The 20,696-nt window shown below is 68.1% G+C and carries 14 protein-coding genes; 6 read left to right on the plus strand and 8 right to left on the minus strand.

Features of this window, described 5'->3' with window-relative positions:
* Positions 1–9 precede the first annotated feature (9 nt).
* Complete coding sequence (locus tag QE363_RS00795) at positions 10–2,397, minus strand: TonB-dependent siderophore receptor (protein WP_309690790.1); 2,388 nt, start codon at positions 2,395–2,397, stop codon at positions 10–12.
* A 210-nt stretch (positions 2,398–2,607) separates the two neighbouring features.
* Between QE363_RS00795 and QE363_RS00800 the strand changes: the two genes are divergently transcribed.
* From QE363_RS00800 to QE363_RS00815, 4 genes are all read left to right on the plus strand, one after another.
* Positions 2,608–3,900, plus strand: coding sequence for an HD-GYP domain-containing protein (locus tag QE363_RS00800; RefSeq protein ID WP_309690791.1), 1,293 nt, complete (start codon positions 2,608–2,610; stop codon positions 3,898–3,900).
* Positions 3,901–3,968: 68 nt separating this feature from the next.
* The gene (locus QE363_RS00805) at positions 3,969–4,430 is read left to right on the plus strand and encodes a GNAT family N-acetyltransferase (protein WP_309690792.1); all 462 of its coding nucleotides are present in this window, start codon (positions 3,969–3,971) and stop codon (positions 4,428–4,430) included.
* 56 nt (positions 4,431–4,486) lie between these two features.
* A complete protein-coding gene (locus QE363_RS00810) occupies positions 4,487–6,100 on the plus strand; it encodes an NAD(P)/FAD-dependent oxidoreductase (RefSeq protein ID WP_309690794.1) in 1,614 nt (537 codons plus the stop codon).
* Positions 6,097–6,480 (plus strand): reverse transcriptase-like protein, encoded by a 384-nt coding sequence (locus QE363_RS00815; protein ID WP_309690796.1) that lies wholly within the window; start codon positions 6,097–6,099, stop codon positions 6,478–6,480. Before QE363_RS00810 ends, QE363_RS00815 begins: the two co-directional genes overlap by 4 nt.
* Positions 6,481–6,500: 20 nt before the next feature.
* Here QE363_RS00815 and QE363_RS00820 read toward each other — a convergent pair whose 3' ends face one another.
* Both QE363_RS00820 and QE363_RS00825 read right to left on the minus strand, forming a co-directional pair.
* A complete protein-coding gene (locus QE363_RS00820; protein WP_309690798.1) occupies positions 6,501–8,093 on the minus strand; it encodes a glycoside hydrolase family 43 protein in 1,593 nt (530 codons plus the stop codon).
* Positions 8,090–9,331, minus strand: a complete 1,242-nt coding sequence (locus QE363_RS00825; protein ID WP_309690800.1) for an MFS transporter — start codon at positions 9,329–9,331, stop codon at positions 8,090–8,092. Before QE363_RS00825 ends, QE363_RS00820 begins: the two co-directional genes overlap by 4 nt.
* 134 nt (positions 9,332–9,465) lie before the next feature.
* On the opposite strand from QE363_RS00825, the gene QE363_RS00830 reads away from it, so the two are divergent.
* Positions 9,466–10,500, plus strand: a complete 1,035-nt coding sequence (locus tag QE363_RS00830; protein WP_309690802.1) for a LacI family DNA-binding transcriptional regulator — start codon at positions 9,466–9,468, stop codon at positions 10,498–10,500.
* A gap of 186 nt (positions 10,501–10,686) precedes the next feature.
* On the opposite strand, the gene QE363_RS00835 is transcribed toward QE363_RS00830, so the two are convergent.
* Both QE363_RS00835 and QE363_RS00840 read right to left on the minus strand, forming a co-directional pair.
* Positions 10,687–11,688, minus strand: a complete 1,002-nt coding sequence (locus QE363_RS00835) for a glycoside hydrolase family 43 protein (RefSeq protein WP_309690804.1) — start codon at positions 11,686–11,688, stop codon at positions 10,687–10,689.
* 12 nt (positions 11,689–11,700) lie between these two features.
* On the minus strand, positions 11,701–14,694 hold the full coding sequence (locus QE363_RS00840; RefSeq protein ID WP_309690806.1) for a TonB-dependent receptor domain-containing protein: 2,994 nt from the start codon (positions 14,692–14,694) through the stop codon (positions 11,701–11,703).
* Between the two features lie 338 nt (positions 14,695–15,032).
* Between QE363_RS00840 and QE363_RS00845 the strand changes: the two genes are divergently transcribed.
* A complete protein-coding gene (locus QE363_RS00845; RefSeq protein ID WP_309690808.1) occupies positions 15,033–16,661 on the plus strand; it encodes an alpha-L-fucosidase in 1,629 nt (542 codons plus the stop codon).
* A gap of 134 nt (positions 16,662–16,795) precedes the next feature.
* Here QE363_RS00845 and QE363_RS00850 read toward each other — a convergent pair whose 3' ends face one another.
* From QE363_RS00850 to QE363_RS00860, 3 genes are all read right to left on the minus strand, one after another.
* On the minus strand, positions 16,796–16,957 hold the full coding sequence (locus QE363_RS00850; RefSeq protein ID WP_307101372.1) for a hypothetical protein: 162 nt from the start codon (positions 16,955–16,957) through the stop codon (positions 16,796–16,798).
* 92 nt (positions 16,958–17,049) lie between these two features.
* Complete coding sequence (locus tag QE363_RS00855; protein WP_309690811.1) at positions 17,050–18,282, minus strand: MFS transporter; 1,233 nt, start codon at positions 18,280–18,282, stop codon at positions 17,050–17,052.
* Between the two features lie 49 nt (positions 18,283–18,331).
* Positions 18,332–20,623, minus strand: coding sequence for a beta-glucosidase (locus tag QE363_RS00860; protein WP_309690813.1), 2,292 nt, complete (start codon positions 20,621–20,623; stop codon positions 18,332–18,334).
* Positions 20,624–20,696: the final 73 nt, after the last annotated feature.

The following is a 20,696-nucleotide window of genomic DNA, read 5'->3' on the forward strand; positions in this document are numbered from 1 at the left end:
CTAGTCCGTTCAGAAGTTGGTGAACAGGCTGAGCGTCGCCTGCCGCCGATCGCCGGGCACCGCCCAGCCGCCGGTGACGACGCCGGTCGTCGCGTTCACATTGTTGCGCACGCCCGTCACATATTTCTCGTCGGTGAAGTTCTGGACGTTGAGCTGCAGCGTCCAGCGTTCGGCCAGCGTATAGGCCAGGAAGGCGCGGTGGATCAGATAATCCTCCGCCCGGTACTGGGTGCGATTGGCCGCGACCGGCGCATTGGTCGCGAAGTCGCCCTGATAGGTCAGGCCGTAACCGACCTCCAGTCCGAAGGGCAGCTTGTAGGTGGTGAACAGGCTGCCCGAATGCTTGGGTGTCTGGATCAGCTGGCTGTTCGCCTGCACATCGGCCACGCCCGCCGCCTTGTCGCGGTTGGAGATGCTCTGCAACACCTTGCCGTCGAGATAGGTATAGTTGGCGAAGATCGTCCAGGCCGGGGTAATCGCCCCCGACAGGCCCAGCGCGACGCCGTCCACCCGGCTGCGCCCGTCCAGCACCTGAAGCCCGGCGGGCAGCGCGGGATCGTTGGAGGGGACGCGGTAATTGGTGCGTTCGTTGCGGAAGACGGCGGCGGTCACCTCCAGATGGCGGTCGAACAGCCCGGCCTTCACCCCCACTTCGTAATTCTTCGCAGTTTCGGGCGCGACGGCGCACGGATTCGCGGCGGTCGCGGTCGAGGGCACGCCGCAGCCCAGCCGCACGGTCGCGGACGACGGGGTCTTGGCATTGCCATAGCCCGCATAGAGGCTGACATTCTCGACCGGGTGGAACACGCCACCGACCCGCCAGGAGAATAGCCGCTCGCGGCTGACCTGCGGCTGGGCCTGGAGCGCGGTCAGCGCCGTCGTCCCCGGCGGCACCACCGCCAGCGGCAGGGCGCGGAAATTCGCCTCCTGATATTCGTACCGGACGCCGCCGTTCAGCTCGAAGAAGCGGTTCAGCTCCAGCGTGTCGAAGGCATAGACCGCCAGGTTGCGCGTCTCGCTGCGTGACTGGGCGGTCGTGGTCAGGTTGATCGGCCCCGTATAGTCGGTGTTCGGCGCGGCGATGGCGATCAGCGGCAGCGGCGAGACCGCGCTGCCATTGGCGTTGCGCAGCAGCGAGGCGGTGGTGATGCGGTAATTCTCCAGCGTCCCCGACAGGCCGACATTCAGGACATTGTGAAGGCCGCCCTTGGCCCCTGCCTCGTGCCGCACGTCGAACTGGTCGTACAGCATCTGGTTGCGCTGATCGCGCACATAGCCCCGTGGGCCGGACGGCAGATAATAGCCCGGCGGCACATTGGCGGGACAGGCCGCCCCCACGGTCGCGCCCGGCGTCGCGGTGATCGGTTGCCGCCCGGTCGAGGCGAGACAGAAGGTCCCCTGCGGCGCGGAGGTGACGCTATATTGCGTGACCTGCTGCCAGCGGGTCAGGTTGCGCAGGCTGAGATGCGCATCGACCTGATGCCGGAAGGTCGCGGTGAACCGGTCGACGGTAATGTCCTGCCGGTCGAGATTGGCGGTGCCGAAATAGGCGCTGCGGCTCGCGCCCGGCACGAAGCCGTCGACCAGCCCGTTGTCGAAATAGGGCACGCCGTATACCGGCGTGTTGCGATCCTCCTGATGGACATAGGCCAGCGTCAGGCTGGTCGGGCCGGTCATGCCGATCGTGACCGAGGGCGCGACGCCCCAGCGCTCCATCTTCTCGACGTCGCGGCCGGGTATGTCGTTGTGATGATAGGCCGCGTTCAGCCGCAGCGCGACCAGGTCCGACGCGCGGACATTGCTGTCCACCGCGCCGCGATAATAATTGTCGGTGCCGACCGACCCCTGCATGATCGTCAGCGTCTCGGCCGTAGGCACCTTGGAGACGAGATTGATCGTGCCGCCGACCGATCCCGATCCGTTGAAGACGCTGTTCGCGCCGTTATAGACCTCGACCTGCTGCAGGTTGAACGGGTCGGTCCGGCTATATTGCGCGCTGTCGCGGACGCCGTCGATCGTGACGTCGTTGCTCGCCGAAAAGCCGCGCAGGTTGATCGAGTCGCCATAGCCGCCGCCGCCTTCGCCCGCGCCGAAGGTGATGCCCGGAATCGTCTGGAGCACGTCGCGCAGCGTCTGGAGATTCTGTTTCCGGATCGTCTGCTCGCTGACCACGGTGATCGTCTGCGGCGTGTCGAGCAGCGGGGCGGTCGCCTTGGGGCTTTCCAGCACGGCGGCGCCGGTCGCACGCTGTCCGGTCACGACCACGTCGCGCTGCCCGGTGGCGTCCTGCGCATGGGTCGCGGCGGGATCGGCGCGGCGCGCATCCTCGGCGGCGGCGATCCCCGGTGCGGTCGCCAAAAAGCCCACGCAGGACAAGGCGATGAAGGATTGTGACATGATGATTTCCCCTTTGCCCGCGCGCTATTGCTAAAGACTCGCATAGTCAACGCTATTGCAAGTGATTATCGCATTGCGGGCTGGTCGGGTGCGGCGCCACTCTGACCAAATCGGTCGCTCTTTCGGACCGATGCGGCGGGGCCCGCGCGCGCGGCCGCGTCCCGCCAGACCGCAACCAAGCCTTTACCTGCTCTCGGTTAAGCGCGGTCCATGAGTGACGATGGGGACACGAATCGGTATATCCGGATCCGGGGGGATCAGGCGGAATTGGGCATGTTCGTTCATGCCGTGCACTGTTCCTGGATTCACAACCCGTTCTGGCGGCGCAGCTTTCTGCTGATCAGTCCGCAGGACCAGGCGTTGATTCACGAATCGGTGCCGCAGATCACCATCGATCTGGCCAAGGGGCGCGGGCTGAAGGTGATGGCCATGGCCGACAGCCGCGACCGCGACGATCCCGCCCCGCCCGCCGAGCCCCCCGCCGCCGCGCCCGAGCCGGTCGTCGCGATCCGCCCCCGGCGCCGCAAGCCGCCCACCGAGCTGGAGCGCGCCGCCGCCACCGCCGAACGCGCCATCGCCGCCGTCACCAGGCTGTTCGCCGAGGCACGGCTGGGCCGCGCCATCCGCACCGCCGACCTGCTGCCCATGGTCGAGGAGATCGCCCATGCGACCAGCCATAACGGCGCCGCGCTGATCGCGGTCACCCGGCTGAAGGACAAGGACCAATATACCTATATCCATTCGGTCGCGGTCGGCACGCTGATGATGGGGCTGGCCCGCCATCTGGGCATGGACGACGACGATGTCCGCGTCGCCGGGCTGGCCGGGATGCTGCACGATATCGGCAAGATGCAGGTCCCCGCCGAGATCGTCGACAAGCCCGGCCGCCTGACCGGCGAGGAACTGGCGCAGATCCGGCTTCACCCCGGCCTGGGGCATCGCATGCTGCTCGACCTGGAGGATCTCGACCCGCGCATTCTCGACGTGTGCCTCCACCATCACGAGAAGATGGACGGCACCGGCTATCCCGACGGACTGAAGGGCAAGGAGATCAGCCGCTTCGCCCGGCTGGCGGCGGTGTGCGACGTCTATGACGCGGTCACCTCGATCCGGTCCTACAAACGCGCCTGGTCGCCGCACGAGGCGCTGGCCCAGATGCTGGAATGGGAGGGGCATTTCGACCCCGCGATGCTGCGCGCCTTCATCGCCTGTCTCGGCATCCAGCCCTTTGGCGCGCTGGTCCGGCTGCACTCCAACCGGCTGGGCATCGTGGTGCGCGAGGGCGAGAGCCCGACCACGCCGATCGTGCGCAGCTTCTTCGACGTGCCCGACCAGCAGACATTGCCCGTCGAGGATGTCGCGACCAGCGGCGACCCGATCATCCGGGCGGAACGCGGCGAATATTGGTTCGGCGAAGGCTGGCCCACCCTGCAGGCCGAGATCATGGCGCAGGTCGCCGTGCCCGAGGCCCCGCGCCATCACCTGACCCGCGCCCGGATGTGAACCCCGGCGCTGGCGATCACGCCGCCGCCTGATAGGATGGCGTTCCCGTTCACCACGTCGAAGACCCTATGATCATTCGCACCGCCACTCCGGACGATGCCGTGCCGATGAGCCGAGTCCTCCGCGAGATCATCGCTTTGACCGGCCGGGTACGCCCGCACGATCCGGCCTTTGCCTTGTCGCATTACATCGCTGGACCCGAGGGGATACGGTGCAGCGTTGCGGTCGATGGCGATGGCGCGGTGCTGGGGTTTCAGTCGCTGAAACGCGCCGTCGCGGGCAATCCCTACGATGTGCCCGAGGGATGGGGCATCATCGGCACGCATATCAGTCCGCGCGCGCATCGTCGCGGCGTCGGCAAGGCATTGTTCGCCGTCAGCCGGGAGGCCGCGATCGCCGCCGGGCTGGGCCGGGTCGATGCGTCGATCGGCGCGGAGAATGCCGTTGGCCTTGGCTATTATGAGGCCATGGGCTTTCGCACCTGGCGCGAAGGGAACGGGATCATCCAGAAGATGCTGATCCTCGACTGACGCCCGACACACGCGGGCAATGGCGGCCCGCCGCGCAATTCTGTATGGCGCACGGGATGATCCGCCTCAGTGAATTGAAACTGCCTCTCCATCATGCGGACGAGGCGCTACCCGCGGCCATTTGCCGCCGGTTGCGCGTGACCCCGCGCGACATGATCCGCTTCACCGTCGCCCGGCGCGGCCATGATGCGCGGGACAAGGGCAATATCCAGCTCGTCTATTCGGTCGACGTGAACCTGAAGAACGAGGCGGCGGTGCTCGAACGCTTTCGCCGCGACCGCGATGTGCAGCGCACCCCCGACACCCGCTATCACCTGCCGGCCGCGCCGCCGCCGGGTGCGAAGCGCCCCGTCGTCATCGGTGCGGGGCCGTGCGGCCTGTTCGCCGCGCTGGTGCTGGCGCAGGCGGGATACCGGCCGATCGTGCTGGAGCGCGGCAAGGTGGTGCGCGAGCGGACGCAGGACACCTGGGGCCTGTGGCGCCGCAGCGTGCTGAACCCCGAATCCAACGTCCAATATGGCGAAGGCGGGGCGGGCACCTTTTCGGACGGCAAGCTCTACAGCCGGATCAAGGACCCGCGCCACCTGAACCGCAAGGTGCTGACCGAGTTCGTGAAGGCCGGTGCGCCGCCCGAGATCCTGACCGAGGCGCATCCGCATATCGGCACCTTCCGCCTGGTCACGATGGTCGAGAGCATGCGCGCGACCATCGAGGAACTGGGCGGCGAATATCGCTTCTCGACGCGCGTCGACGGGCTGGACATCGAGACCGACGGATCGGGTGAGCGGCGGGTGCGCGGGCTGCATCTGAACGGCGGCGGCTATCTGGAGGCGGATCACGTCGTCCTGGCGATCGGGCACAGCGCGCGCGATAGCTTCGCGATGCTCCAGGCGGCGGGCGTCCATGTTGAGGCCAAGCCCTTTTCGATCGGGGTTCGCATCGAGCATCCGCAGGGCTGGATCGACCGCGCGCGCTTCGGCCACCAGGCGGGGCATCCGATCCTGGGCGCGGCCGAATATCACATCTCGCACCACTGCAAGAACGGGCGCACCGTCTACAGCTTCTGCATGTGCCCCGGCGGCACGGTGGTCGCCGCCACCAGCGAGGAGGGGCGCGTCGCGACCAACGGGATGAGCCAATATTCGCGCAACGAGCGCAACGCCAATTCGGGCTTCGTCGTCGCGATCGATCCGGAGCGCGACTTTCCCGGCGATCCGCTGGCGGGCCTCGCGCTGCAACGCCATTGGGAGGAGCGCGCCTATGTCGCGGGCGGCTCCAACTACAAGGCCCCGGCGCAGCGGGTGGGCGACTTCCTGGCGGGGCGGCCCTCGACCAGCCTGGGATCGGTCACGCCTTCCTATCGCCCCGGCGTCACCCCGACCGACCTGTCGCAATGCCTGCCCGACTTCGTGGTCGAGGCGATGCGCGAGGCGATCCCCGTCTTCGGCCGCCAGATTGCGGGCTATGACCATCCCGACGTGGTGATGACCGGCGTCGAGACGCGCACCTCCTCCCCCGTCCGCTTCACGCGCGGCGAGGACGGGCACAGCCTGAACACCCGCGGGCTGTTCCCGGCGGGCGAAGGCGCGGGCTATGCGGGCGGCATCCTGTCGGCGGCGGTCGACGGCATCAAGACGGCCGAGGCGGTCGCGCGCAGCATCGCGGCGTGAAGATCTTCTTCGATGGCGGGCTGCGTCCCACCGGCCTGGAATGGGCGGTGGTGATGGGCGGCCATGCCCATGTCGCGCGCATGGCCGGACCGGGCGACAGCATGGACGCCGAATGGCTGGCGCTGATCGCCGCGACCCGGCTGGCGCAAGAGACGGGGCTGGTTGATGCGCTGCTGCTGGGCGACTCGCTCGCGGTCATCGGGCAGGCCAGCGGACGCGTCCGGGTCCCGCCCGCGTATCGCGCGCATCACCGGCTGTGGTCCGAGCTGCCGCGCCCGCCGGGTCGCTTCCGGCTTCGCCACATAAGGCGGACCCAGAATCTGGCGGGCATCGCGCTCGCCAAACCCTGGCTCTATCCGCAGGCGTATCGCGGCGGCTGACCCGCCCGGCCTGTTTGCCGTCATTCGTGCGGTTCGGGATCGTCCACATAGCGGAACCAGCGGAAATCCGCATGGCGCCCGGTGCCCGCCATGTCCTGGCAGGCCATGCCGACAAAGGTGCCGGTGAAATTGGGCAGCCCCTGCAACGTGGCCTCGTCCGACAACAGGCTGGCGTCGAACACCTCGGGCAGCCACTGCCACGCGCCCGCCCCCTCGGCCCGGAAGGCGAAGCGCAGCCGCTCATGATCGACCGCGACACGCAGCTCGACCGGCCCCTCGGGCGCGGGGACCGGCGCGCTCAGCACGCTGCGCCCCTCGCCGATCGGCAGGACCGACAGGACCTGCACCTGCCGCCGCCCCGCATCGTCGGCGGTCAGGTGCAGGTAGAGATATTTGCTGCTGTTGTAATAACAGACCAGCCCTGCCGCCTGCTGGAAATGCTCAGGGGTGAAGTCGACCAGCGTCTGCGCGTCATAGCGGAACGCGGTCTGACGGCGTGCGACCAGCGACTGGGTGAAATGGCTGCCGATCGTCTCGCGCCCGTACAGGCGCAGATGGCCCGGCCGTGCGGTCAGGCTGAACAGATGGTCGGGATCGGGCGTGCGCAGCCATTGGAAGGCGGCGGGCAGATCGGGCGAGTCGAACGCGTCATGCGCCTCGACCCGTTCGGGGGCATCGACCACCGGCGGCTCCTCGGCGCAGCGCAGCCAGCCGTCCGCGCCCCAGGCCATGCGCCGGATCGCCGTCTCGCGCCCCATCACGCAGCGGTCGCTCTGGGGCAGCGGGCGGCCGCAGAGATAGGCCATCCACGTCTCCCCCTCGGGCGTGTCGACCAGATCGCCGTGGCCGGTACGCTGGAGCGCCGCGTCGGGCCTGTCGCGCATGGTCAGCACGGGGCCGTCGGGATGCGTCTCATAGGGGCCGAACAGGGCGCGCGACCGTGCCATCACCACGGCATGGCCGCGCTCTGTCCCGCCCTCGGCGACGAGCAGATGATACCAGCCGTCGCGCTTGTAGAGGTGCGGTCCCTCGGTGAAGCCGAGCGATGTCCCCTCGAAGATGACGCGCCGTTCGCCGATCAGGCGGCCGGTGGCCAGGTCCATTTGCTGCGCCACGATGCCCGCGAAGCGCTTGCGGTCGGGGCGATGGTCCCACAGCATGTTGAGCAGCCAGCTGCGCCCGTCATCGTCATGGAACAGCGCGGGATCGAATCCGCTGCTGTTCAGATGGACCGCGTCCGTCCAGTCGCCGTCGATCCGCTCGCTCGACACCCAGTAATTGTGGAAATCGCGCAGCGACGCGCCCTTCGCGCCGTCGATGGTGGTGCGGCCATAGCGCTTCACATCGGTGAAGATCAGGTGGAAGCGCCCGTCCTTGTAGCTGAGATCGGGGGCCCATACGCCGCATCCATCGGGATTGCCGCGCATGTCGAGCTGGCCCGCGCGCACCAGCGGCCGTGCGACCAGCGTCCAGTTCGCCAGATCGCGGCTGTGATGGATCTGGACGCCCGGATACCATTCGAAGGTCGAGGTCGCGATATAATAGTCCTCGCCCACCCGGACGATCGACGGATCGGGGTTGAAGCCGCGCAGGATGGGATTGATCGGGGTCATGCGGGTTTGCGCACCAGGGTCCAGAGGAGAGCCGCGCCCGCCAGATCGAGCAGGCCGAGCAGGATGAAGAAGGGCTGATAACCGACCTGATCGACCAGCGAGCCGAGCGTCAGGGTGAAGAGCAGCACGCCCAGATTGGCCGCCGTCCCCGACACGCCGGTCGCGGTCGCCACCTGATCCTGCGGGAACAGGTCGGAGCACAGGGTGATGACCGTCACAGACAGCGTCTGGTGCGCGAAACCGCCCAGGCACAGGAGCGCGACGGCGGCGACCGGGCTGGTCACGCTGCCCACGAACATCATGCCGGTCATCAGCACCGCGCCCAACGTAAAGGCCCCGCGCCGCGCGTCGATCAGGTTGATCCCGCGCCGCTGGAGGAAGGCGACGACGGCCGGCCCGAACAGGCACCCCAGATCGGCGGCGAGGAAGGGCAGCCACGCGAACAGCGCGATCTGGGTCAGGTCGAAATGCCGCGCCTGCACCAGATAGAGCGGCATCCACAGCGACAGCATCCCCCAGACCGGATCGGCCAGGAACCGCGCCGCCGCGATCGCCCAGAGATTGCGACGGCCAAGCAATTCGCGCAGCGGCGGGCGGCGGCGCTTCCTGGCGAGCGCGGCCTCCTGCCCCTCGACGATCAGCGTGCGCTCGCGCGGCGACAGCATTCGGTGCCGGGCGGGCGGCGCATACCAGGACAGCCAGGCGACGACCCAGAGCAGCCCCAGCCCGCCCGCCACGAAAAAGGCCGCGCGCCAGCTATGGTGAAAGACCGCCCAGGCGACGAGCGGCGGGGCGAACACCGCGCCGAACGAGGCGCCGATCTGATAGAGGCCGCCCGCCAGCCCGCGCTCGCGCGCCGGAAACCACTCGGCGACGAGCTTCATGCCCGCGGGCTGCGCCGATCCCTCGACCAGCCCCAAGGCGCCGCGAAGCCCGGCGAACCCCATCCAGCCGCTGGCAAAGCCATGCCCGATGGTGATGCACGACCAGACCGCGACGAACAGGGTGAAGCCGATCTTCAACCCGATCAGGTCGAGCAGATAGCCCGCCACCGGCTGGAACATGATGCCGAACTGGAACGCGCCGGTGATCCAGGAATATTGCTGCGCCGAGATATGCTGCTCGGTCATGATCGCGGGCGCGGCGACGCCCAGGATGCTGCGCGTCAGATAGTTGATGACCATCGCACCGACGAACAGCGCGATGATCGTCCAGCGGATATAGGGAAATCGCGTCACGCCGCGCCTTTCGATTGTATCGGGATTTTCGCCGACGGGACGCATCCCCGGCATTGACCTTCCCCCTTACGGCAAGGCACGGCGATGGAAGACGACCGGGGCGACAGGCCCCGCGACGACAGGATATTGGGCTTTTGACGCGTACCCGACAGCGCCCGCGCGGCGTGACGATCATCGATGTGGCCAAGGCGTCGGGCGTGTCGCCGATGACCGTGTCGCGCGTCATCAACGGCGATGCGGGGGTGCGCGACGAGGTGCGCGCGCATGTCCGCGAGATGATCGCCAAGCTGAACTACACCCCCAATCTGATGGCGCGCAGCCTGGTGACGGCGCGCGAGATCCGGATCGGCGTGATCTATTCCAACCCCAGTGCGGCGTTCATGAGCGAGCTGCTGGTCGGCGTGTTCGAGGACGCCTCGACCCGCGCGGCGCAGCTGTTCCTGCTGAAGGGCGAAAACGGCAAGCCGCCGTCGCGCGCGGCGATCGAGGGGCTGATCGCGCAGCGGATCGCGGGCGTGCTGCTGGCGCCGCCGCTGGGCGAGTCGGCGGCGGTGCGCGAGATCCTGCGCGAGGCGGGGCTGCCCGTCGCGGTGATCGGCGGCGTCGCGCCCGATGCGGTGTGCGTGGGCATCGACAATAACCGCGCCGCCTATGACATGACCCGACATCTGATCGGGCTGGGCCACCGGCGGCTGGGCTTCGTGCTGGGCAATCCCGACCAGTCGGCCAGCATCGCGCGGCTTGCGGGCTTTCGGGCGGCGGTCGAGGAAGCGGGCGGGATCGAGACCCAGGTGGTGCAGGGCGATTACAGCTATGCCTCGGGCCTGGTGGCGGGCGAGGCGCTGCTGGACGGTGCGACGACGCCGACCGCGATCTTCGCCAGCAATGACGACATGGCCGCCGCGATCGTCTCGGTCGCGCATCGGCGGCATCTGGACGTGCCCGGCGACCTGACCGTGGCGGGCTTCGACGACAGCATCGCCGCGACGACGCTCTGGCCGCCGCTGACCACCGTTCACCAGCCGGTCCGCGCGCTGGCGGAGGCGGCGCTCCAGATGCTGATCCAGGAGATTCGCGGCGGGGCGCCGAGGGCCGACGGAGAGCCGCGCGTCACGATCCTCGACCACCGGCTGGTCGAACGCGACTCCACCGCCGCACCGCGTTCCTGACGCCCCCATTCCTCCCCTGCGAGGGGAGGTGGCAGGGCGAAGCCCTGACGGAGGGGTGTCACCGCTGGCGATGATGCGCTCCATCAGCGGGGACACCCCTCCACCATGCTGCGCATGGTCCCCCTCCCCTTGCAGGGGAGGAATGGACGGATGGATGCCCCCAATTTGGCGGACGGACTCACCCCCCTACCGCCCCGCTGCCGTGACGCCGGCTTCGGTCTGGACCACCGGCTTCATCGTCCCGTCGGGATTGTAGTAAAGCCGCTCGACCGTCACCGCGCGGCGGCCGATCGATCCGCTCTGGTCGCCGATCGCCAGCGTGGCGTTGTGGAGGAACAGGTAGGACTTGCCCTTGAAGTCGGCGATGCCGGGGTGGATGGTGAAGCTGTACTTGCCCGATCCGGTCAGCAGCCCGCGATAGGTCCATGGCCCCTTGGGCGACGGCGCGGTGGCATAGGACACATGCTCGTCCCGCTGCGTCGTGCGGTCGAGCGAGGCATAGGTCAGGTAATAGAGCTTGCCGCGCTTGTGCAGCCAGGGCCCCTCCTCGAAATGCGGCGGCGTGATCTCGGTGATCGGGCCGTCGATCTCGATCATGTTGGGCTTCAGCTTCGCGATATAGCATTGCCGGTTGCCCCAAGCGATCCAGGTCGTCCCGTCATCGTCGGTCATCACGGTCGGGTCGATATCTTCCCAGCTGTGCGTGCCCTTGGGCGTCATCTCGTTGGTGACGAGCGCGGAGCCCTTGGCATCGACGAACGGGCCGGTCGGCTTGTCGGACACGGCGACCGCGATCGCCTTGCCCGGATGGGTGTCGTCATGCTCGACCGCGGCATAGAACCAGTATTTGCCGTTTTTGTAGATCGTCTGGCTGGCCCAGGCGTCCTTCTTGGCCCATTTGAAGTCGCGCACGTTCATGATGGGCCCGTGCGGTGTCCAGTGGCGCATGTCGGTGGTCGAATAGACCAGCCATTCCTTCATGTTGAACATCTCGTCCCGCTGCGCCTCGTCATGCCCGACATAGAGGTACAGCCGGTCGCCGACGACCAGCGGCGCGGGGTCGGCGGTGAAGCGGTCCCGGATGATCGGGTTGCTCCCCGGACGCTCCCGCGACGGCTCCGGCATGGACAGGGCGCTGCCCGGCAGGGCGAGCAGCAGGCACGCAGCGATGATCCGCGACAGGGTCATGGCCTGTTTCCTTTAGAAGCTGAACCGCACGCCCGCGCGGAACACCCGCCCGAGAACGTCGTACAGCGCGGGGTTGACGAAATAGGGCGAACGGGCCGGATCGCGGTTGAACACATTGTCGACCTTGAAATAGGCGGTGACCGCCGGGGTCACGTTATAGGTGCCGCCCACATCGAAATAAAAGGCGCCGGGAATGAAGTTGGTGTCGATCGTTGGCCGGTTGGCGGTCGAGGCGGGACAGCCGGTGGTGCACTCGATATACTGGTTGCCCAGCTTGCCGTCACTGAACCAGCGTTCCTGCAGCAGCAGCGACCAGTCGTCGGTGGCATAGGTCTGCACCGCCAGCCATTTCCACTTGGGCGTGTTGCCGATGTTCACCCCCGCCGTGTCGTTGGGGATGGTGCCGGGCAGGCCGGTATCGGTGATGAACCGCCGGATATTGGTCGCCAGCGCGCGCAGCGTCAGGCTGCCCGGCAGGCCCAGCGGACGCTGCCAGCGATAGCTCGCCTCGATGTCGAAACCGTCGGTCAGGATCGATGCCAGGTTAAACGACTGGACGTTGATGAAATTGGGACCGTTGGGGTTGTTCAGGTTGAACACGCCGCACGTCTCCGGCGCGATGTTCAGGAAGCACAGGTTGACGATGTCCTGCGCGCCGAGGCTGGAGATGACGTCGGTGATCTTGATCTTGTAATAGTCGACCGACAGGCTGAGCCCCGGAATCGCCGCCGAGTTGGAGAAGGCGATGCCCAGCGTGGTGTTGCGCGCGATCTCGGGCGTCAGGTTGACGTTGCCGATGGTGTTCTGGAGCGCCAGCACGTTGACGTTGCGGAAAGGATCGAAAAAGCCCGGCAGCGTCGTCGTGACCGGCGCGGCGAACAGTTCCGACAAATTGGGCGCGCGCACGTCGCGCGAGGTCACGCCGCGGATGCGCAGGCCGTCGACCGGCAGGTCCCAGGTGCCGCCGATCTTCCACGCCCAGACGGTGCCCGAGGTGCTGTAGTCGGTGACGCGCACCGCGCCGTTGATATTGGCCCGCCCGCCCGCATCCGAATTGATGATCGGCAGATCGGCCTCGAGGAACGCCTCCTTGACGCTATAGGCGCCGTTGCCGTTCTTGTAATTGCCCGCATACCAGTTGTTGCCGTCCGCCAGCAGCACCGGGTCGGCCGGATAGGCGCCGTTGGCCGGGCTGTTCGCGAAGCCCGCGCCGTAGGGATCGGCGCGCACGCGGTAGAATTCGTGGCGGAACTCGCCGCCGAACGCCACCGACACCGGCCCCGCCCAAGACGAGAAGGGCGAGCCCGAGAAGTTGAGGCTGATCACGTCCTGGGTCTGGCGCGTCCGCTGATAGGCGCCGTTCTGCGGGATGATATAGCTGAGCGCCTCCGCCGAGGGATTGCCGCCGAAGATGTTGAGCGGCTGGCACCCATTGGCCCGCGCCGTCGCATCGGCGCAGACGATCGCGCCGTTCAGCGTGATGGCGTTGATCGCCTGGTTGAACCGGCGCGACAGCATGATGTTGCTGACATCGACATCGGTATAGTTGGTGCCGTGCTCGTAATAGATGTCGTAGGACCAGTCGGACCCGGCGACCGCCTCGCGCCCCTTGGCGCCCGCGACGAAGCGATATTGGCGACGATCGGTATAGACCTGGCTGTTGCCCAGCGCGGCGTTGCTGGTGCCATATTGGAAATTGGTGATGCCCGCCGTGGTGCAGGCCGCCTTGATCGCCGCCGGGACATAGGGATTGGCGCACTCGATCGTCAGGTTCGGGCGGTTCATGCCGCCGACCGGCTGGTTGTTGGTCTTCACCTGGCCGATATTGACCGTGCCATAGATTTCGCCGTTGGGCGCGAAGTCGTAGCCGATGCGGCCATAGCTGTTCACCCGCTGGATCTTCGACTGGAGCGAGCGGCCCGCATCGACATTGCCCGACAGGTCGCCGCCCAGGCAGAAGCCGGGGAGACAGCCGCGGACATTGCCCGCCGCGTCGCGCGCAGGCACCCCGCCCGAGCCATACTGGAACTGGAAGGGATTGCCCGCCTGGTCGAAGGCGATGCCCTGGAGCGGCCCGGCGGTAATCAGGCCGTATTTGGTGTAGTTATAGGGCTGGGCATAGTCGCGGAACAGATATTGCGGCGTCCCGTCGTTCAGGACGTTGCGGTTGATCAGCGTCGACTGGCGGAACCAGTCGCGCCCGCCCGCCAGCGCGGTGCCGAACTCGCCGCCGCCGACGCCGTCCTCATGCGCATATTCGGTGCTGGCGATCAGGTGCAGGCTATCGTTCAACAGGCTGGTGCCGCCCGCCAGCTGGACCAGCACCTGCTGGTCGTCGCCATAGGTGGTCAGGCCGCCCTGGACATTGCCCTTGATCCCCTTGAACCGGGTATCGGTGATGAAGTTGACGACGCCGCCGACCGCGTCCGAACCATAGGAGGCCGAGGCGCCGCCATTGACCACATCGACCCGCTTGATCAGCAGCTGCGGGAACAGGCTGATATCGGGTACGCCGGTGACGTTGGCGCCGACGACGCGCTGCCCGTCGAGCAGGGTCAGGGTACGGATCGCCCCCACGCCGCGCAACGAAAAGGAGCTGAGCCCCTGCTGCCCGCTCGACGTGCTGAAGGTGTTGACCGAGGTGCCGGTCGATCCCTGGAGCGAGGGCAGCTGCGCGACCGTGGTGAAGATGTTGGGCTGCGCATTCTGCTGAATCTGCTGCTCGCCGATCACCGTGGTCGGGGTCGGCGCGGTGAAGCCGCCGGTGGTGATGCGCGAGCCGGTGACGATGATGTCGCGGGTCTGGGCTTCCCCGGCATCGGCGGGCGGCGAGGCCACATCGCCCTGCCCCGCCTGAGCGTCCTGCCCCGGCTGGACCGTTGCGCCATCCTGCGCCGGCGCGGTCTGGCCCTGGGCCGGCATGGCGATACACAGGGCCAGGACCGCCAGGCTGGCCGGTCCGATGCCGCTCTTGCCCGAACGGCGGGCGCGCGTTCCCGTCATCATCGTCTCCACTCCCTATCTCGTTCCGTTATATCTGGTAACGTTACCAGCATCACTCTTCGCTTTTTCGCTGTCTGTCAACTGTCCGACATTCGGGGATAATCCCGCTTCGGCCCGGTCCAGGGCAGCGGCAGGGACGGACCGCCCCGCTCGTGCGCCCGATCGCATGCGATCACCCGACCGGGGGCGCGGCACGTTTCCGTGGGGGAGCCTCGCGATACCGCGCCGTGCCGGATCGCAACGCCCGCGCCTTGCGCCATGCAAGCCCATGGACGCGCGTGCTTTTGTCAGGCAAGTTCGCGGTTCCGCACCTGTGCCTCAGCCTCCAAGGGGAAAAAACGATGCAGATCGGCCGCCGATCGTTCCTGTCCACCATGGGAGGCATCGGGGGATCCGCGCTGCTTCCCGGTCATGCCGGGGCCGCGACGCCCCAGGCGTTTCGGCCCGACTGGTCCTCGCTGGTCGCGGGCTATCAGGCGCCCGACTGGTTCCGCGATGCCAAGTTCGGCTTCTGGGCGCATTGGTCGGCGCAGTGCGTGCCCGAGGCGGGCGACTGGTATGCGCGCGAAATGTATCTGCAGGGCACCCGCGCCTATCGGCATCACCTGGCGCATTACGGCCACCCGGCCGATATCGGCTTCCTGCAGATGTATCCGCGCTGGACCGCCGCGAACTGGGACCCGGCGCGGCTGCTCGACCTCTATCAGCGGTCGGGCGCGCGCTATTTCATGGCGCTGGCCAATCACCACGACAATTTCGATTCCTATGCGTCCAGCCATCATCCCTGGAATGCGACGCGCTTCGGCCCCAAGCGCGACATCGTCGGCACCTGGGCGAAGCTGGCGCGCGAGCGGGGCCTGCGCTTTGGCGTGTCCAACCATTCGGGGCATGCCTGGCACTGGTATCAGCCCGCTTATGGCTATGATCCCGAAGGTCCGCGCGCCGGGCAACGCTATGACGCGGCACGGCTGACCCGGGCGGACGGGCGCGGGCAATGGTGGGACGGGCTGGACCCGCAACAGCTCTATACCGGCCCGACGATGAAGATGCCCGACGGCTTCCGCTCGATCGCCGAGGCCGATGCGTGGCACGAGAAGAACGACCGGGTCTGGGACGAAAAGCCGCCCGCCGCCAACCCGGCCTTTGTCCGCCAGTGGCGGCTGCGCTGTCGCGAGCTGGTCGACCTCTATCAGCCCGACCTCCTGTATTTCGACAATTTCACGCTGCCGCTGGGCCAGGCGGGGCTCGATATGGCCGCCTATATGTACAACAGCTCGATGCAGCGGAACGGCGGCCGCAACGAGGCGGTGGTGACCGCCAAGAACACGCCGCCGGAGCGGCTTGCGGGGATCGTCGACGATGTCGAGCGCGGCGCACACCAGTCGATCCAGCCCTATCCCTTCCAGACCGAGACCTGCATCGGCAACTGGCATTACGACCGCGATCTCTATGCGCGCGACGGGTACAAGACGCCGCGCAAGATCATCCACACGCTGTGCGACGTCATCGCCAAGAACGGCAACATGATGGTGTCGGTGCCGATGCGCGGCGACGGCACGATCGACGAGAAGGAAGAGGCGATCGTCGAGCGGATCGGCGCGTGGATGCGCCGCTATGGCGATGCGATCTACGCCACCCGCCCCTGGCGCCTGCTGGGCGAGGGCCCCACCGCGTCGAAGGGCGGCCAGTTCAACGAAGGCGGGCAGGATTCGCATTATACCCCGCGCGACGTGCGCTATGTGCGCAAGGGGGCGGCGGTCCATGGCTTCACGCTGGGCTGGCCCGAAGACGATGTCGCGCGCTTCCCCGCGCTCGCGCGGACCGGATCGGTGCAGCGGGTGACGATTCCCGGCGATCCGGCGCCGCTGCCCTTCCGCCGGACCGCCGAGGCGCTGGAGGTCGACCTGCCCCCCGCGCTGCGCAACGATATCGGCGTCGCGCTGGTGGTCGAGGGGCCGGGGCTGGTGTAATTCCGCCGCAGCTCATCGATTCCTTGGCGCTTTTTAAACCGCCTGACGGTAAGGGGAGCGCGAGGTCGGGCTTCCGCACGGTCCTCGACGCCCCGTTCTGGCTTGTGTCACTACGGATAGGACGGGGCGTCTCCTCAGGTCAGCGAGGATTTCCGCTTCGGCGCATCCTCCCCCTCGGTGCTGGCCTGCCCCTTGTCGAGCGTATCGCTGGGGCGGCGGGCATCGCCGTCGCGCTGATGCTCGGTCGACAGATTGGGGCGCGCGGTTTCGGTCGTCGGCTTGATGGCATCGTCCATGGTCGCTCTCCTTGTCGGGGGCAATGCGCCGCCGGGGGCCGACGTTCCCCTGCGCCCTCGCCATTCGCCCCGCCTGCGACGCGGTCCGGCGCCTACTCCCAGGTCCGCACCCCCAGGATCGCCAATCCCCCGAGCCCGGTCATCAGCGCCAGCACCACCATGACGGTGGTGAAATCCTGTGGCGTGGCGAACGTCCAGGTCAGCGAGGCGCCGATGATCGAGGGCACCGTGTTGGTCAGGTTGAACAGCCCCAGGTCGCGTCCCCGGTGGCGCGGATCGGGCAGCAGTTGCAGGATCAGACCGGCATGGAGCGCGACGAACACCGAAGAGCCGGTCGTGTAGACGACGAAGGCGACCGCCGCGATCCGCCAGTCGGCGCCGATTCCCCCCATCCCGATCCAGGCCATGACGACCAGCCCCGCCGTCGCGACCAGCGCGGCCACCAGCAGGATGCCCTTTCGCCGCCGGGTCCGGTCGGCCAGCGGCCCCAGGATCAGCGCGATCGGCAGGGGCGCGAGGAAGGCGATGGTGAAGAGCTGCCCGATCCAGCGCGGCAGCGCGGCCCACTCAGCGACCGGCAGGATCGCCTCGAAATAATAGAGGAGATAGACCTGGGTGACGATGGCGGCGACCTGGATCGACAGCCGCGACAGCCCCGCGACGACCAGGTCGCGACGCGGCGGCAGCGGGCCCGACGCGCCCTTGGCCTCGACCGGGACCATGATCCGCGCGCGCGTCAGCATCAGCGGCAGGATGAGGATCAGGCTCATGCCCAGCAGCACCGCCATCCGGCCATGCTCGCCCAGCATCGCCGATCCGACCAGCAGCGTCGACAGGGCCGAGGCCGCCGGACTGCCCAGCGCGAGCAGCCCGCCCGCCGTGCCGCGCTGGTCGTCGGGTATCTCCTCGGCCATGATCGCCATCATCGGCGCGAGCAGCGCATTGACCGCCAGCTGAAAGGCCAGGATCGCCGCGATCAGCGCCGCCGGGGTGGTGGCGAGCGCGAACCCGCCATAGCTGGCGGCGATCGCCACGATCCCCAGGCCCATCCACACCCGCCTGCCATGACCGGCGCGCTGGGTCCGGTCGCTCAGCCAACCGAACAGGATATTGGCCAGGCTCGCCGCCGCCGCGCCGCAGATCGCGATCAGCGACAACAGCCCGATCCGCCCCGCGCCGTCGATCGCCTCCACCTTGATCGGTAGCAGCAGGGTCAGCAGCGGCAGATAGGCGATCACCCCGCCCGCATTGGCCAGCGCGAAGAGGCCCAGCGGCAAGGGGCGGTGCGAGGAGGCACGGACGGGCGGGATGGGGCGCGCGGACATCGCCGCGGCCCCCTGTCCCCGATCACGCCGCCGGAGATCGGCCATCCGCTCAGGGCTTCATCGTCTGCGCCTCGACGGTCGTGCTGGTCACGATCGCGCGGTCGGCGGCGTCATGCGACAGCGCCACCCGGTAGCGCCCACCCTTGATCCGCCAGCCGGGCAGGCCGGTATCGTAATCCGCCACGATGCGCGGCTCGGCGATCAGGGTGATGCGCCGGGTCTCGCCGGGCTTCAGCGCGACCCGCTGGAACGCGGCCAGCCGCATCGCGTCCCCGCTGCCGTCGCGCGCGACATAGATTTGCGGCACGTCCGACCCGGCGCGCTGGCCGGTGTTCACCACGTCGAAGGTCACGCTGATCGTCCGCCCGCCGGTGACGACCGGGTTGCGATAGGCGAAGCTGGTATAGCTGAGCCCGTGGCCGAAGGGGAAAAGCGGCTTCAGCCCCTTTTTCTCGTACCAGCGATAGCCGACATCGGCGCCCTCGACATATTCGACCGGGAAGCTCTGGAGCGTGATCCCGCCCGCCGCCGCCGGATTGGCGGCCGCCGCCGCTTCGACCTCGCTCAGCTTGTCCAGCCCGACGGGGCGCGGGCGCGGCGGTTGCGAGGCGTCGGCGGGGAAGGTGATCGGCAGGCGGCCCGAGGGGTCGACCCGCCCGGTCAGGATCGCGGCCAGCGCCTCGCCGCCCCGCTGTCCGGGATACCAGGCCTGGACGACTGCGGGGACCTTGGCGATCCAGGGCATCAGCACCGGTCCGCCGGTCTCCATCACCGCCACCGTGCGCGGCTGGACAGCGGCGATCGCGGCGATCAGCGCGTCCTGCTGGTTGGGCAGCCGCAGGTCGGGCACGTCGTCGGCCTCGGTCGTCCATTGCGTCGCGAAGAAGATCGCCATGTCCGCATTCTTCGCCGCCGCCACCGTCGCGTTCAGGTTGCGCCCGTCCTGCCATTCGATCTGGACGCCGGGCAGCGCCTTGCGCAGCGCGTTGAGCGGCGAGGAGGCGTGATAGGTGATCCGCGCGAACGAGGCCGAGCCGCCATAGGCGAGCGGAATCTCGACCGGCGCGCCGCCGACCGAGCGGACCTGCGACGATCCGCCGCCCGACAGCACGCCGACATCGGCATTGCCGCCGATCACCACGATCCGCTTCGCGGTGCGGGCGATGGGCAGGAGGTTGCCGTCATTCTTGAGAAGGACGATCCCCGCCTCCGCCGCGCGCTGCGCCACCTCGGCATGGGCGGCATAATCAGGGGTCACCGCCCGCGCGGGCACGGGGGCGTCATAGGCGCCGGTTTCGATCAGCCCGGTCAGATAGCGCGCGACCATGTCGTCCAGCCGCGCCTCGCTGACCTGCCCCTTGGCCACCGCCTCGGCCAGCGGCGCACCGAAATAGACCGCCTTGTCGAGTTCCTCGCCCGATTCCTGGTCCAGCCCGGCATTGGCGGCCTTCGCAGTCGAATGCACCGCGCCCCAGTCGCTCATCACCCAGCCGGGATAGGCCCAGTCGCGCTTCAGCACATCGGTCAGCAGGTGCCGGTTCTCGCACGACCAGTCGCCATTGACCTTGTTATAGGCGCACATGACCGATCCGGGCTGGCCCTTCTCGATCGCGATCTGGAAGGCGAGCAGGTCGCTCATCCGCAGCGCCGCCTCGCCGATCCGCGCGTCGAGCACGGCGCGGCCGGTCTCCTGCGCGTTCAGTGCATAATGCTTGATCGTCGAGACGATGCGGTTCGACTGGACCCCCGCGATATGCGCGCCGCCCAGCGTCCCCGCCAGCAGCGGGTCTTCGCCCAGATATTCGAAGTTGCGGCCGTTCCATGGATCGCGGGTCAGGTTGACGCCGCCCGCCAGCAGCACGTTGAACCGCTTGTCGCGCGCCTCCGCACCGATCATCGCGCCGCCCGCGCGGGCGATGGCGGGATCGAAGCTGGCGGCGGTGGCAAGGCCGGAGGGAAGCGCGGTGGCGACATCGCCGACCCGCTGCTCGACCTGGTTGGCGACGCCCAGCGACGCGTCGCTTTCGCGCACCACCGGCACGCCCAGCCGGGGGATGCCGTCGATATGCCCGGCCGAGGGGATCAGTTCCTCGCGCGTCTTGCCCGCCGCCATGGTGGGGAACAGGCCATGGACCAGCAGGATCTTCTCCGCGCGGGTCATCTGCGCGACGATCCGGTCGGCACGGGCGCGGGCCGCAGCGGCGGAGGGCGCGGTCGCCTTCGCGGCCGGCTGTGCGCGATTGTGCGTCCGGGTCTGCGCCGCGCCCTGCCCGCTCATGCCGGTCGCGGCCAGCGCGATCATCGCCAGCCCGCTCGCCATCATGCCCTTCGTCACCGTCATCCTCCCAGTATCGCTTGCTTTGCACCTTCTCTGTTGCATCCATGCCATCCTGTCCAGCGGACGTTCACAACCC

It is taken from the genome of Sphingomonas sp. SORGH_AS_0870 (assembly GCF_031453175.1).
Classification (GTDB): domain Bacteria; phylum Pseudomonadota; class Alphaproteobacteria; order Sphingomonadales; family Sphingomonadaceae; genus Sphingomonas.